This window comes from Chitinibacter sp. FCG-7 (genome assembly GCF_040047665.1).
Taxonomy (GTDB): Bacteria; Pseudomonadota; Gammaproteobacteria; order Burkholderiales; family Chitinibacteraceae; genus Chitinibacter; species Chitinibacter mangrovi.
In genome coordinates this window covers 806,484-820,717 of sequence record NZ_CP157355.1, presented here as the reverse complement: position 1 = coordinate 820,717, position 14,234 = coordinate 806,484, and the positions used below count along the sequence as shown (strand labels likewise).

General features: G+C 56.0%; 10 protein-coding genes. 8 read left to right on the top strand and 2 right to left on the bottom strand.

What is annotated here, in order from left to right; genetic code table 11:
• The first annotated feature begins 39 nt into the window (after positions 1–39).
• From murU to tkt, 3 genes are all read left to right on the top strand, one after another.
• A complete protein-coding gene (gene murU / locus ABHF33_RS03730) occupies positions 40–723 on the top strand; it encodes an N-acetylmuramate alpha-1-phosphate uridylyltransferase MurU (RefSeq protein ID WP_348945709.1) in 684 nt (227 codons plus the stop codon).
• A 91-nt stretch (positions 724–814) separates the two neighbouring features.
• Positions 815–2,560 carry a PHA/PHB synthase family protein gene (locus tag ABHF33_RS03725; RefSeq protein ID WP_348945708.1) on the top strand — a complete coding sequence of 582 codons (1,746 nt, stop codon included), beginning with the start codon at positions 815–817 and terminating at the stop codon, positions 2,558–2,560.
• A gap of 207 nt (positions 2,561–2,767) precedes the next feature.
• Positions 2,768–4,783, top strand: a complete 2,016-nt coding sequence (gene tkt, locus ABHF33_RS03720) for a transketolase (RefSeq protein WP_348945707.1) — start codon at positions 2,768–2,770, stop codon at positions 4,781–4,783.
• A 75-nt stretch (positions 4,784–4,858) separates the two neighbouring features.
• Here tkt and ABHF33_RS03715 read toward each other — a convergent pair whose 3' ends face one another.
• On the bottom strand, positions 4,859–6,085 hold the full coding sequence (locus tag ABHF33_RS03715) for a cation:proton antiporter domain-containing protein (protein ID WP_348945706.1): 1,227 nt from the start codon (positions 6,083–6,085) through the stop codon (positions 4,859–4,861).
• 244 nt (positions 6,086–6,329) lie between these two features.
• On the opposite strand from ABHF33_RS03715, the gene argS reads away from it, so the two are divergent.
• The 5 genes from argS to ABHF33_RS03690 all read left to right on the top strand — a co-directional run bounded on the left by argS (position 6,330) and on the right by ABHF33_RS03690 (position 12,252).
• Positions 6,330–8,084, top strand: a complete 1,755-nt coding sequence (argS, locus tag ABHF33_RS03710; protein ID WP_348945705.1) for an arginine--tRNA ligase — start codon at positions 6,330–6,332, stop codon at positions 8,082–8,084.
• A gap of 64 nt (positions 8,085–8,148) precedes the next feature.
• Positions 8,149–8,646 (top strand): hypothetical protein, encoded by a 498-nt coding sequence (locus ABHF33_RS03705; protein ID WP_348945704.1) that lies wholly within the window; start codon positions 8,149–8,151, stop codon positions 8,644–8,646.
• Positions 8,647–10,169: 1,523 nt separating this feature from the next.
• The gene (locus ABHF33_RS03700; protein ID WP_348945703.1) at positions 10,170–11,282 is read left to right on the top strand and encodes a cation:proton antiporter domain-containing protein; all 1,113 of its coding nucleotides are present in this window, start codon (positions 10,170–10,172) and stop codon (positions 11,280–11,282) included.
• Positions 11,279–11,881, top strand: a complete 603-nt coding sequence (locus tag ABHF33_RS03695; RefSeq protein ID WP_348945702.1) for an NAD-binding protein — start codon at positions 11,279–11,281, stop codon at positions 11,879–11,881. The genes ABHF33_RS03700 and ABHF33_RS03695 overlap by 4 nt, the downstream gene beginning before the upstream one ends.
• 113 nt (positions 11,882–11,994) lie before the next feature.
• Positions 11,995–12,252 (top strand): TIGR03643 family protein, encoded by a 258-nt coding sequence (locus tag ABHF33_RS03690; RefSeq protein ID WP_348945701.1) that lies wholly within the window; start codon positions 11,995–11,997, stop codon positions 12,250–12,252.
• A 122-nt stretch (positions 12,253–12,374) separates the two neighbouring features.
• On the opposite strand, the gene ABHF33_RS03685 is transcribed toward ABHF33_RS03690, so the two are convergent.
• Entirely contained in the window at positions 12,375–14,090 is a 1,716-nt protein-coding gene (locus ABHF33_RS03685) for a proline--tRNA ligase (protein ID WP_348945700.1), read from the bottom strand.
• Positions 14,091–14,234: the final 144 nt, after the last annotated feature.

Here is a 14,234-nt window from a genome sequence, read left to right as displayed (position 1 = left end):
CTTCACGCCTTACCTCTAACACCTCACTCCTCACACCCTATGAAAGCCATGATTCTGGCCGCTGGCCGTGGCGAGCGCATGCGCCCGCTGACTGATGTAACACCCAAACCTTTGCTCGATGTTGCCGGAACGCCCTTAATCGGTTGGCATCTTAAGCGTCTGGTCGCCGCCGGGATTGAGCAGATTGTGATCAATCACGCGTGGCTGGGGCAGCAGATTGAAGACACGCTGCAGGACGGTGCGGCCTACGGCGCTCAAATTCAATATTCGGCGGAAACGAGTGCGCTGGAAACCGCGGGCGGGATTGCCACTGCATTGCCACTCTTGGGTAATACGCCATTTCTGGTCGTGAACGGTGATGTATTTACCGATATCGACTTTGCACAAGCGCCGCTGCAGACGCTAGAGCAGGGCATGCTGGCGCATCTAATTCTGGTGCCCAATCCGCCGCAACATTCGGCGGGCGACTTTGCGCTGCTTGACGGGAAAGCGGCGGTCGATGGCGAGCAAAAATACACTTTTAGCGGCGTTGGTCTTTATCACCCAGCGCTGTTTGCCGATACGCCGCCGCAGCAAGCCGCAAAGCTGGCGCCGCTATTGCGCGAGGCGATGGCGCAAGGCCGGGTGAGTGCTTCTTTGCATACCGGCACATGGCTGGATGTTGGCACGGTTGAACGGCTGGCTCTGGCGCGTGAGCGTGCTGCGCTGATCAACTTGCCGTAATAAAAAGCAAAATCCGGGACGGGAAAAAGTGCATTGAATTATGCTGCACCGCAGCGTAGATTAAGAGATATCGCCAGCGGGGAGTCACACAATGTCAGTCTTGCCTGAAACCATTTTTTCCCAGTTTTACGCCGATCAACAGCAGCGCTTCGAGCTGCTGCAACACCAGTTGCGTCAGACTTTTGATCCCTTTGGTCTGGGTGAAACTACGCTCAAAGCGCAAAAGGCCTGGCTGCGCCACCCGGACAAGCTCTATCAGGCCTACACCAGCTACGCCAATGATCTGCTGCGCCTGCAAGGTTTTACCTTGCGCCGCTACTGGGGCGAGCCCGACACCGACGTGATCCCGCCGCATCCCGATGATCCGCGCTTTGCCGATCCGATCTGGTGCGACTCGCCGTTCTGGGACAGCCTGAAAGAATGGTATTTGCTCAATACGCGCTGGCTGCAAAACAATCTCTACGCCACCCCGGATTTGTGCGAACAGGAGCGCAGTATTTCGGCCTTCTGGTTGCGCCAGGTGCTCAACGCCATGGCGCCAACCAATTTCCTGCTGACCAACCCCACTGCACTGGCTACGGCGCTGGAAAGCCGGGGTGTCAGTCTGGTCAAGGGGCTGGATAATTTCATGCGCGACATGGCCAATAGCGATATCGCGATGACCGATCTGGACGCGTTTACCGTCGGCGAAAACCTGGCCACCACTGAAGGTGCCGTGGTGTATCGCGGTCAACTCCTTGAAGTGATTCACTATGAGGCCAATACCCCCACCGTGCATCAGGTGCCGCTGGTGCTGGTGTCACCGTGGATCAATAAATATTATGTGCTCGATCTGAACCCGCAGAAAAGCATCATCAAATATCTGGTCGATCAGGGTTTTTCTGTGTTTGTCACTAGCTGGAAAAACCCCGACAGCAGCATGGCCGAGGTGAGCTTTGATGATTATCTGACCGATGGTGTGGCGCAAATTATCGATGTGGCGCTGGAAATCAGCGGCAGCGACAAGGTCAATCTGCTGGGGTACTGCATTGGCGGCACGCTGATCACGACGTATCTGGCGTGGGCCAATCGCGCTGCGGCGGCGGGGGCGATCAAAACCGTCCCTGTCGAGTCGGCAACACTGTTGACCACGCTGACCGACTTTGAACGCCCCGGCGATATTGAAGTGTTTATCGACGAAGACGGGCTCGATTTTATTGATACGGTCATGGAGAAAAAAGGCTATCTGGACGGCAAGGAAATGGCAGCGAGTTTCCGTTTGCTGCGCTCCAACAGCCTGATCTGGAATTACTGGGCGGGCAACTATCTGATGGGTGAAACGCCGATGGCGTTTGACGTGCTGTACTGGAATATGGACACCACACGGATGCCGAAAAAAATGCACCGCAGCTATCTGCGCGATCTGTACTGGTCGAATAAACTCGTACAGCCCGACGCGCTGGTGCTGGCTGGTCAACCCATCGATCTGGCGCAAATTACCCAGCCTATCTTTATGGTCAGCGCCGAAGAGGACCATATCGCGCCGTGGAAGCAAACCTTCACGCTGGCAGATAGGGTCTCTGGGCCGGTGCAATTTACGCTCTCCACCTCCGGCCATATTATCGGCATCATCAATCCGCCGGGGCCCAAATGTAAACGCAGCTTCTGGCAGGGCGAGCCTGTTGCAGGGCAGGACGCCGACGCGTGGTTGCAGGATAAAACACAGGTGGCAGGCTCATGGTGGCCCAACTGGGTGGAATGGCTGCGCCCGTATTCGGGCGCGCAGGTCAAACCCAAACTCTCCAGCCGCAAATATGCCAAACTGTGCACAGCGCCGGGCACCTATGTGCTGGAATAAGCCTGACCAGCACCCATGATTCTTTGTTTTTAAGCAACATCACCGACACGCCAGTATTTTACAATGCTGGCGTGTAGTTTTTTTTTAATCCCCTATGCCACTAGCTCTTGGCTCAGGGATAATGCAGAACAATTTTCTCCTTGAGTTTTGCAGGCTGGCCTGGCAAGAAAGCAAGGGATTCGTTTTCACACAATAAGGAATACAGTGATGGCAGCAACGCGTACTGATTTAGCAAATGCAATCCGCGCACTGGCGATGGACGCTGTGCAAAAAGCCAATTCCGGCCACCCGGGCGCACCGATGGGCATGGCGGAAATTGGTCTGGCTTTGTGGGGCGACAATATGCGCTTTAACCCGCAAAACCCGGCCTGGGCCAACCGCGACCGCTTTGTATTGTCCAACGGCCACGGCTCAATGCTGCAATACGCGCTATTGCACCTCACAGGTTACGACGTTTCAATCGACGACATTAAAAACTTCCGTCAATTCCATTCCAAAACCCCAGGTCACCCTGAGGTTCATTACACGCCGGGCGTAGAAACGACAACTGGCCCGCTGGGCCAGGGTATCACCAACGCCGTGGGCTTTGCGCTGGCAGAAAAACTGCTGGCGGCGCAATTTAACAAGCCAGGCTTGGACATCGTTGACCATTACACTTATGTCTTCATGGGCGACGGTTGCCTGATGGAAGGCATCTCGCACGAAGCGTGCGCACTGGCTGGCACTTGGGGCTTGGGCAAACTGGTGGCGTTCTGGGACGATAACGGTATTTCGATCGACGGCCACGTTGAAGGCTGGTTTACCGACGACACACCAAAACGTTTCGAATCTTACGGCTGGCACGTGATTGCCGGTGTTGACGGCCATGACGTTGATGCGTTGAACGCTGCGATTGCTGCGGCCAAAGCCGAAACTGGCAAACCAACGCTGATCTGCTGCAAAACCATCATTGGTAAAGGCTCACCTAACAAAGCCGCCAGCCATGATTGCCACGGCGCACCACTGGGCGACGCTGAAATCGCACTGACTCGCGAAGCCATCGGCTGGCCACACGCACCATTTGAAATCCCTGCTGATGTGTACGCAGGCTGGGATAAAAAAGCGGCTGGCGCTGCGGCGGAAGCTGAATGGAATGCACTGTTTGCCAAATACGCCGCGCAATATCCAAGCGACGCCGCCGAATTTAGCCGCCGCATGAAAGGCGACTTGCCAGCAAACTGGAACGACATCGTGAAAGCCGCTGTTGCAGACGCCAATGGCAAGGCCGAAACCATCGCTACCCGTAAAGCCAGCCAGAATGCTTTGTCGGCGCTGTGCCCACAATTGCCGGAAATGCTCGGCGGTTCGGCTGACTTGACCGGCTCTAATCTGACCAACTGGAAAGGCTCAACGAGCTTGAAAGTCGAAGGTGGCCAGGACGGTTCCAAAACCCTAAGTGGCAATCACATCAGCTACGGCGTGCGCGAATTCGGTATGAGCGCCATCCAGAACGGTATCGTTCTGCACGGCGGTTTCCGCCCATTCGGTGGCACATTCCTGATGTTCTGCGAATACGCGCTCAATGCGCTGCGTATGTCGGCGTTGATGAAGACCAACAATATCTTCGTATACACGCACGACTCGATCGGTCTGGGTGAAGATGGCCCAACACACCAGCCGGTTGAGCAATTGCAAACGCTGCGTTGCATCCCGAATATGAACACTTGGCGTCCGGCTGACACTGTTGAATCAGTGGTGGCTTGGGCTGCGGCAATTGGCGAGCGTACCACGCCATCGTCACTGGTTTTTACTCGTCAAAACCTGCAATTCCAGGCGCGTAGCGAGCAGCAATTGGCCGACATCGCCAAGGGTGGCTATGTCTTGGTTGACGCGGCTAATCCGCAGCTGGTGATTCTGGCGACAGGTTCCGAAGTGGATCTGGCCGTGAAAGCCGCCGCCACGCTTAAAGAAGAAGGCGTCGCCGTTCGCGTGGTTTCAATGCCAAGCACCAATGTGTTCGACAAACAGGATGCAGCGTACAAGGCATCGGTATTGCCAGCGGGCGTACCACGTCTGGCTGTAGAAGCCGCGACCAGCGACTTCTGGCGCAAATACGTTGGCCTTGAAGGCGATGTGATCGGTATGGATACCTTTGGCGAATCAGCGCCAGCAGGCCAGCTGTTTGCTCACTTCGGCTTCACCGTGGATAACGTCGTTGCCCGTGCCAAAGCTTTGCTGAAATAAGCTTCGCGGAAGCTAGCAATAAAAACGCCGCAGATTGAATCTGCGGCGTTTTTTTATGCTGCTGGGTATATCCATCTAGCTCTTTTCTATGCTGCTCTCTATAGCATTACCTGGTGCAGGTATTAGGCGAGTCAGGATGGAGAATAGCGGCGGGTTGAGCAGGATGGAGATCAGCGCGCCAGCAATAATCAGCGCGTTCGCATCGCTATTGAGCAGCCCCAGCGACATCCCCACGGTGGCCAGAATAAACGAGAATTCGCCAATTTGCGCCAAGCTGGCTGAAATCGTCCCGGCCACGCGATGGCTATAGCCGTAAGCGCGCACAATTGCCCACGCTGCCAGCGATTTGCCGATCACAATCACTAGCACCGTGCCAAGCAGCGCCAGCGGCTGCTGCACAATAATGCGCGGGTCAAACAGCATGCCGACCGAGACAAAAAACAGTACGGCAAAGGCATCACGCAGCGGCAATGATTCCTCGGCGGCGCGGTGGCTAAATTCTGATTCGGCCAGCACCATCCCGGCGAAAAACGCCCCCAGCGCAAACGAGACGCCAAACAGATGCGAAGCGCCGTACGCCACGCCCAGCGCAATCGCTAAGACGCCCAGGCGAAATAGCTCACGGCTGCCGGTCCAGACGGTTTTTTCCAGTATCCACGGAATCACGCGACGGCCAATAATCAGCATAAAGACAACAAAAGCGCCCACTTTGGCCAGCGTAATGCCCAGGAGTTTGAATAGATTCTGCTCGCCAGTGTCATAAGGATTATGCCCGCCGAGCAAGCCTGCCAGCGCAGGCAGCAAGACCAGAATCAGCACCATGGCCAGATCTTCGACAATCAGCCAGCCAATCGCAATCCGGCCTTCGTCGGTTTGCTCCAGATCGTATTTCTGCAAAGCCTTGAGCAATACCACCGTACTAGCCACCGATAGCGATAAGCCAAATACCAGCCCGTTACCCCACGGCCAGCCCATCATCCAGGCCAGCGCCATGCCCAGCAGCGTGGCGATCGTAATCTGTATCACCGCACCGGGAATCGCGATGCGCTTCACGCTCATCAGGTCTTTGAGCGAAAAATGCAGGCCCACACCAAACATCAGCAAAATCACGCCCACTTCGGCCAGCTCGGTGGCCAAGGCCTGATTGGCCAGCGGCCCCGGCGTAAATGGGCCAATCACAATCCCGGCAAACAGATAACCAATCAGCGGCGGCATGCGGCAGCGCTGTGCCAGCATCCCGAACAAATAGGCCAATCCCAAGCCCAGCACCAGGGTGGTGAGTAGTGGGGTGTCATGATGCATCGTCGCTCCTTGTGAAGGTTGAAAAGGGGGCTAATTCAGCCGCGCGTCAGTACGACCCAAGCTCATTGTATTCGTTCACACCTGATTTGGCGCGATAAAAGGCCGCCGCTTGATGTTGGCATATTTACTTTACAGGCTCGCGGCTCAGTTTTTTGAGCTTGGCGCGCAAGCGGGTACAATGGCGCTTTTGGCTTGATGCGCTTGCCCGCATTGGCCCGCACCGATTCAGCTCTAGGCGCTTTCAATGACCCAAACGACTGCAACTCCAACCCTCGCAAACCTCACCATTTCTCAACTGCTGGCGCAACGCGTCGAAGCTGCACTGGCAGCTGCGGGCGCCGCTGGCGCGCCTGCCGTGATCCAGCCCTCTGGCAAACCCGAGTTTGGCGATTTTCAAGCCAATGGCGTGATGGGCGCAGCCAAAGCCGCCAAAACCAATCCGCGCGAGCTGGCGGCCAAAGTCGTTGCTGCACTGGATTTGGCTGGCATCGCCGACCAAGTCGAAATCGCCGGCCCCGGCTTTATCAATATTCACCTCGCGCCGTCTTTCCTCGCGCAGCGCCTCGACGCTGCACGTAGCGACGATGCGCTGGGCATTATCAAGCCTGCATCGCAAAAAGTGATGGTCGAATATTCATCGCCGAATCTGGCCAAAGAAATGCACGTCGGCCATTTGCGCTCAACAATTATTGGTGACGCAATTGCGCGTGTTCTGGCTTTCGCGGGTCACGACGTACAGCGCTGCAACCACGTTGGCGATTGGGGTACGCAGTTCGGCATGCTGGTGGCGTATCTGGTTGAAACGCGTAAATCGGGCGACGCCGATCTGGAATTGGCCGATCTGGAAAACTTCTACCGCAAATCGAAAGTGCGTTTTGACGAAGACGCCGCGTTTGCCGATACCGCACGTCAGTACGTGGTGAAGTTGCAAGGCGGTGACGCCGAAGTGCTCGCGCTGTGGAAGCAGTTTGTAGAAGTGTCTATGCATCATTGCCAGGCGGTGTACGACAAACTGGGCGTCGGTCTTGATCTGGCTGCGGTGCGCGGCGAATCAGCCTACAACGACGACTTGCCGGTGGTCGTATCTGATCTAAAAGCCGCAGGTTTGCTTGAAGAGAGTCAGGGCGCGCAAGTCGTTTTCCTGCCGGAATTCAAAAATCCGGAAGGCGAAGCGCAAGCGATGATTATCCAGAAAAAAGACGGCGGCTATTTGTACGCCACCACCGATCTGGCTGCAATCCGCTACCGTCATCGCAGCCTCGACTTGAAACGCGTCGTGTATGTGGTTGACGCGCGCCAAAGCCTGCACTTTCAGCAATTGTTTACGCTGAGCCGCAAAGCGGGTTTCGCGCCCGCCGACATGGCACTGGAGCACGTCGCGTTTGGCACGATGATGGGCGAAGACGGCAAGCCGTTCAAAACCCGCTCGGGCGACACGGTCAAACTCGTTGAGTTGCTCGACGAAGCCGTAGAGCGGGCGTATATGCTGGTAAGCCAGAAAAACCCTGATCTAGCGGAAGATACCCGCCGCAGTATCGCCCAAGCGGTCGGCATCGGCGCGGTGAAATACGCCGATCTATCAAAAAATCGCACCAGCGATTACATCTTCAACTGGGACACGATGCTGGCCTTCGAAGGCAACACCGCGCCGTATCTGCAATACAGCTATACGCGCGTGGCGTCGGTCTTCCGCAAAGTGGGTGAGTTTGATTCGAGCGCAGCGATTGTGATTGCCGAGCCAGCTGAGAAGCAACTTGCACTGCAATTGGCGCAATTTGACGAAGTGATCGCCTTCGTCTCCGACACCTGCCAGCCGCATCAACTGTGTGCGTATTTGTTTAATCTCGCGCAGCAATTCTCGCGCTTCTACGAAGCCTGCCCGATCTTGTCCGCCGAGGGCGCAGTGCGCGATAGCCGTTTGGCGTTGGCGGCATTGACGGCACGGACGATGAAGACGGGGTTGAGTTTGTTGGGGATTGCGGTGTTGGAAGAGATGTAATTGATCTAAATTAAAAAAGCGACCGGAAGGTCGCTTTTTTGGTTTTTAATAGGCAGGGTGTGAAATGGATAAAGTCGTTTCAATCTTTTTAAATTTTGATTCTTTGGGGGTGTTTTTTTATTTAGCCTTTATTGGCGTCAACGGTTGCCTCTGTTATTTCCTGTATCTCCAAGATCGCTCATTATATCGATGGGGTGATTTTTGTTGGTCGCGACTTGGCTTGGCTATTGCTTGTTGGGTGTTTTCTAGTGTAGGGATTTATTTATCATTTGTTATTGTACTACCCATTTTTGCTTGGGCATGGTTGCTGGTGATGACTGGTTTTTGGCTAATAAATAAACCCATGGGACGCACTTTTGCGTTGATCGGTTTATTTTTGGGTTGTATTTGTTTTTTGTTAATAACAGCCCCGTTCTTATGGTTTTTGATGTCAATCAATGAAACGAATTGGTCTCGTTATTTTCTGGTATTTGTTCCTATGATGTATGCGTTGCCCGCAATTATTTTGGCTGTATTCCTGGCGCGGTTTCATTATTTTGAGTTGGCTGATTATTCTGACTAATTTATGCCAGAGCCGTAGGGTAATGGGATGGACTCCTTCCTCCTGATACGGCATCGATGTGCCAGACTGGAAGCGTCAACAAACAGCCGTGTAGGGCGGGTTGGCTTTATCAACCCGCGCTGAACTGCACTTGGATTAATCGCCATATTGGCGGGTTACGCCTGCGGCGAACCCGCCCTACATTTCTTGGTTTTATGCGCCGTTGGCGCGATGTTTTCAATGCGCGTTCCGCCGCGCGGACGGGCAGGGGTATTTGCTTCTGCAAATACCCCTGCACCCCAAAGCAGCCCCCGGCATCCGCGTCCCGCTACGCGGGATACCCTCGCTGCGGACGGATCGAGGCGGCGGTTGCGCTTAACAAAACAGCCGTGTAGGGCGGGTCTTGACCCGCGCTGAACTGCAATTTGGATCTATCGCCATAATGGCGGGTTACGCCTGCGGCTAACCCGCCCTACGTTTGTTGACCTGTTTTATGCGCCGTTGGCGCGATGTTTTCGATGCGCGTTCCGCCGCGCGGACGGGCAGGGGTATTTGCTTCTGCAAATACCCCTGCACCCCAAAGCAGCCCCCGGCATCTGCGTCCCGCTGCGCGGGATGCCCTCGCTGCGGACGGATCGAGGCGGCGGTTGCGCTTAACAAAACAGGCGCAACCGAAACCCCGCCCCGCCCGTTCCTCGCTCGGCGCAGCTGCAGGGGAATTGGTGCTGACCAACCATTGCGGTATATACATGCCTAGGTGTTGCTCTGTAGGCCAATTATGATCTAGCTTTGCTAGATATACCTGTAGGGTCGGCTTTAGCCGACCTTTTTATTCGCGCTTGGTCGGCTGAAGCCGACCCTACAACTGCTGCCGATTAGAACGGATTGCCCGTGGAGACGCGCCGCTTGAAAAAGTCATGGCGAGGTTTTAAGCCGCGTCGTGTTTGAGCGTCGCGACGTTAGCGCGACGCGAGTTGTAGCGGCGCCTCGCCATGGCTTTTTCAAGCGGGGTTTCGCGGCGATCGGGCGCGCTGGGGTTGCAAGGGGAGGGGCAAGACCTCCCCTTGCTCGTTAGGCGGGCGAAACCGCCGGTTTACCGCCTGCGTAGCAGGCTATGCAATGGTAGAACTGTAAGCAAAGCTACTACCTGCCCGCGCGGCGGAACGCGCATCTAAACAGTCGCGGCGCAGCCGCATAAAACCTGATTTGTTCGTCCAGTGGCCGAAACCGCCGATTCACCGCCTGCGCCAGCAAGCTATGCAATGCAAGAATAGCAATCCCGCTAGGGTGCAATTAGCTGCGCTCAGTGCACCCTACAATGCAGTAGCGGCGGATTATCCACCCATTGATTGATCGATATACCTGCCTAGGTGTTGCCCTAAAGCCCATTTCTGTATTTAATTTGCTTGCTATACCCCTGCATTGCCGGACGCTGCGGCGATGATTGCCGCCGCCCAAGCGTTCGCCCACTGCAAAGCCGGCGAATTCGCTTGCCGGGCTTATAAGATCACTCAATATTCAACTTCAACCATGAGTCCTGCTGCATGGAACACAATCTGCCGCTGATTTCTATTCTGGCCGTTGGCTTTGGTGCCGCGCTGGTGCTGGGGTTTATTGCCGAGCGCATCAAATTGCCCGCTTTGCTGGGCTATCTGGTGGCCGGTATTTTGATTGGTCCGGCCACGCCCGGCTTTGTCGCCGATACGCATCTGGCGTCGCAGCTGGCCGAAGTGGGCGTGATGCTGCTGATGTTTGGCGTGGGGCTGCATTTTTCACTGGGCGATCTGATGGCGGTCAAGCGCATTGCCGTGCCTGGCGCGGTGTTGCAGATGAGTTTTGCCACGCTGCTGGGTATGGCGCTGAGCTGGTGGTGGGGCTGGAGCTGGGGCACCGGGCTGGTGTTTGGCTTATCGCTATCTTGTGCCAGTACGGTGGTGCTGCTCAAGGCGCTGGAGCACCGTGGCGTGCTCGATAGCCTCAATGGCCGCATTGCCGTTGGCTGGCTGATTGTGGAAGACCTTGCCACCGTAATGGTGTTGGTGTTGCTGCCGCCGCTGGCGGGCGTGCTGGGCGGCACCGAGCAAAGCACGGCTGCGGCGGCGCAGCCGATCTGGCAAAGCATAGCCATGGTGTTGCTGCAGATTGGCGCTTTTATTGCGCTGATGCTGATTGCCGGGCGGCGGGTCTTGCCTTGGCTGCTGTGGCAGGTGTCCAGCACTGGCTCGCGCGAGCTGTTTACTTTGTCGGTGATCGCCTGCGCGATTGGCATCGCCTATGGCGCGGCGCAGCTGTTTCATGTGTCGTTCGCGCTGGGCGCGTTTTTTGCCGGGATGGTGATGCGCGAATCCAAGCTGAGCCACCGCGCCGCCGAAGAATCGCTGCCGCTGCGCGATGCGTTCTCGGTGCTGTTTTTTGTTTCGGTCGGCATGTTGTTCGAGCCGAGTGTTTTTGTCGATCATCCGTGGCGCGTGCTGGGCGTGGTGGCGATTATTATTTTTGGCAAATCGCTGATCGCCCTGGCGCTGGTGCTGGCGTTCCGCTACCCGCTCAATACCGCGCTCACTGTGTCGATCAGTCTGGCGCAGATTGGCGAGTTTTCCTTTATCCTGGGTGGGCTGGGTGTGTCATTGGGGCTGCTGCCGACGGTACCGGCATGAGCCTGATTTTGGCCAGTGCGCTGATCTCGATTGCGCTCAATCCCTTGCTATTTTCCATGGTTGAGCCGATCCGCAAGCTCATTTTGGCTCGCTCGGCGTTTGCCCGCCGCTGCGACGCCCGAACCGATCCGTTTGCCGAATTGCCGATGACAACCGATCGCAAGTATCTGGCCAAACAGGTGGTGCTGGTCGGCTACGGGCGCGTTGGCTCGCGCATTGCTGCAGCGATGCAGGCGCAGGGTATTCCTTTTGTCGTTGCCGAGCAAAACCGCGAGCTGGTGGCGCAATTGCGTAAAGAGGGTCTGGCCGCCGTGTCGGGCGATGCCGCCGATCCTGCCGTGCTGATTCAGGCGCATATCGCCGAAGCCGCCATGCTGGTGGTGGCCACGCCCGACCCGCTGATCATCCGCCAGATGATCGATACGGCCAAAACGCTCAACCCCGAGATCGAAATCATCCTGCGCACCCACGGCGAAGAAGAATCGGTTTTGCTGAGCAAGGAGAACATTGGCACGGTGTTCTTTGGCGAGGAAGAGCTGGCCAAAGGCATGGCCAGCCATGTGGTGCAGCGCTTTTCGGTGACGGAACATGGGCAGTGAGGGCGCAAGCTGTGGGGGATCGCAGCGTGCTCGGCAAGCATGGCCGGGCGTGCAGTTGACGCCGCTTCGCTCGCTTGGGCAAAATCAGGTTCACTTTATTTGGAGTTGCCGCAATGGTGCACCGCTTTAGCCCCAGTGATTTGTCACGGATTATCGAGATGGCGTGGGAAGATCGCACCTCATTTGAGGCGATTGAGCGCTTGTATGGCTTAAACCAGCATCAGCTGATTCGTCTGATGCGCGCCGAGCTAAAGGCGGGCAGTTTCCGCCTGTGGCGCGAGCGAACAAGCGGGCGAACCAGCAAACATCTGGCGCTGCGCTCACCCGACATCAGCCGCGCCTATGCACCGGGGCAATACAAGCCGCGCTGATCTTTACGCAGATCATCGCAGAATGAAATAGGGGGTATTTACCGGTGGCCATTTCTAGATATGGCTTGCAGGTAAATACCCCCTTGTTGATCTGCTCAGTTAAGCGAGCTTATGCAATTATCTTATGCAATTTTTGCGCGGATAAAGCTGAGTGCTTCGCCAATCGCCACTTTCTGCATTTCACCGGCGCGACGTGCGACATATTCAACTTCATTATTCGCCAGCGCTTTGTCACCAATCGTGACGCGATGCGGGATACCGATCAATTCCATATCGGCAAACATCGAGCCCGGGCGCTCGTTACGGTCGTCGAGCAACACGTCGATACCGGCAGCCGTAAAGTCGGCGTACATCTGATCGGCTGCGGCTTTGACGGCTTCCGATTTGTGGTAGCCAACCGCGACGATGGCGACGGCAAATGGTGCCATCGCTGCTGGCCAGATAATGCCGCGTGCATCGTGGTTTTGCTCGATGGCTGCACCAACAATGCGCGATACGCCGATGCCGTAGCAGCCCATTTCCATTGGTGTCAGCGTGTTTTGCTCGTTCAGGAAAGTCGCGTTCATCGCTTCGGAATATTTAGTGCGCAATTGGAAAATATGGCCGACTTCGATACCACGGCACAATTCCAAAACACCGCCTTTGCCATCCGGGCACGCATCGCCATTCACCACATTGCGGATGTCAGCGACCACATTTGGCTCTGGCAGGTCACGGCCAAAGTTCACGCCAGACAAGTGGAATTTCGGCTTGTTCGCGCCGCACACAAAATCGCTCATCGCCGCGACAGTACGATCCGCAATCACGCGGATGTTCGCGTTAATCCCAACTGGGCCGATAAAGCCGGGTGGGCAGTTCAGATTGGCGCGGATTTCTTCATCCGTTGCAAAGCGGAAATCGGCCATACCTTCCACTTTGCCGATTTTCACTTCATTGAGATTATGGTCGCCGCGCAACAGCGCCAGCACAAATTCACCCGCAGTCGTGACCAGCGCAATCGCTTTCACCGTCCGGTCGATGCCGATGCCCATCAGCGCGGCAACGTCTTCGCAGGTGGTTTGCTTTGGCGTATCAACATCGCTCATCGCTTGTGTCGCGGCGGCGCGAGGTTGCGCGGGAGCGAAGGCCTCAGCCAGTTCAACGTTGGCAGCGTAGTCCGACGTTGGGCAGTAGGCGAGCAGGTCTTCACCAGCATCAGCGAGCACATGGAATTCATGCGAGCCATCGCCGCCAATTGCGCCGGTATCGGCCGCAACGGCACGGAATTTCAAGCCAAGACGGCTAAATACATTCGAATACGCGCCGTACATCACGTCGTAAGTCGCTTTCAATGAATCGAGGTCAGCGTGGAATGAGTACGCGTCTTTCATCATAAATTCGCGCGCGCGCATCACGCCAAAACGCGGGCGGATTTCGTCGCGGAATTTGGTTTGAACTTGGTAGAAATTCACTGGCAGCTGCTTGTAGCTCTTGATTTCGGAGCGCGCGATGTCGGTGATGACTTCTTCGTGTGTCGGGCCAAAGCAGAAGCTGCGCTCGTGGCGGTCGGTGATTTTCAGCATTTGTGGGCCAAATACATCCCAACGGCCGGTTTCCTGCCACAGCTCGGCCGGTTGCACCGCTGGCATCAGCAATTCTTGCGCACCCGCGCGATTCATTTCTTCGCGCACCACGGCTTCAACTTTGCGCAAAATACGCAAGCCCAGCGGCATCCATGTGTAAAGGCCTGAGCCCAGGCGTTTAATCAGGCCAGCGCGCAGCATCAGCTTGTGCGACAGCAGTTCGGCCTCGGAAGGCGCTTCTTTTAGAGTAGAAATGAATAATTGCGAGGTGCGCATGGTGCGTGATCCAGAGTGGTTGGGCTTAGAGTTAACTCACAAACTGCTGCGCTGCGTCGATGCGGCGTTAAAAACGTCTTCAAAATGCTCATTTACAAGGTGTAAATTCCGCTTTTTCAGCCATTTTTGCCTTGCATCGCTCTT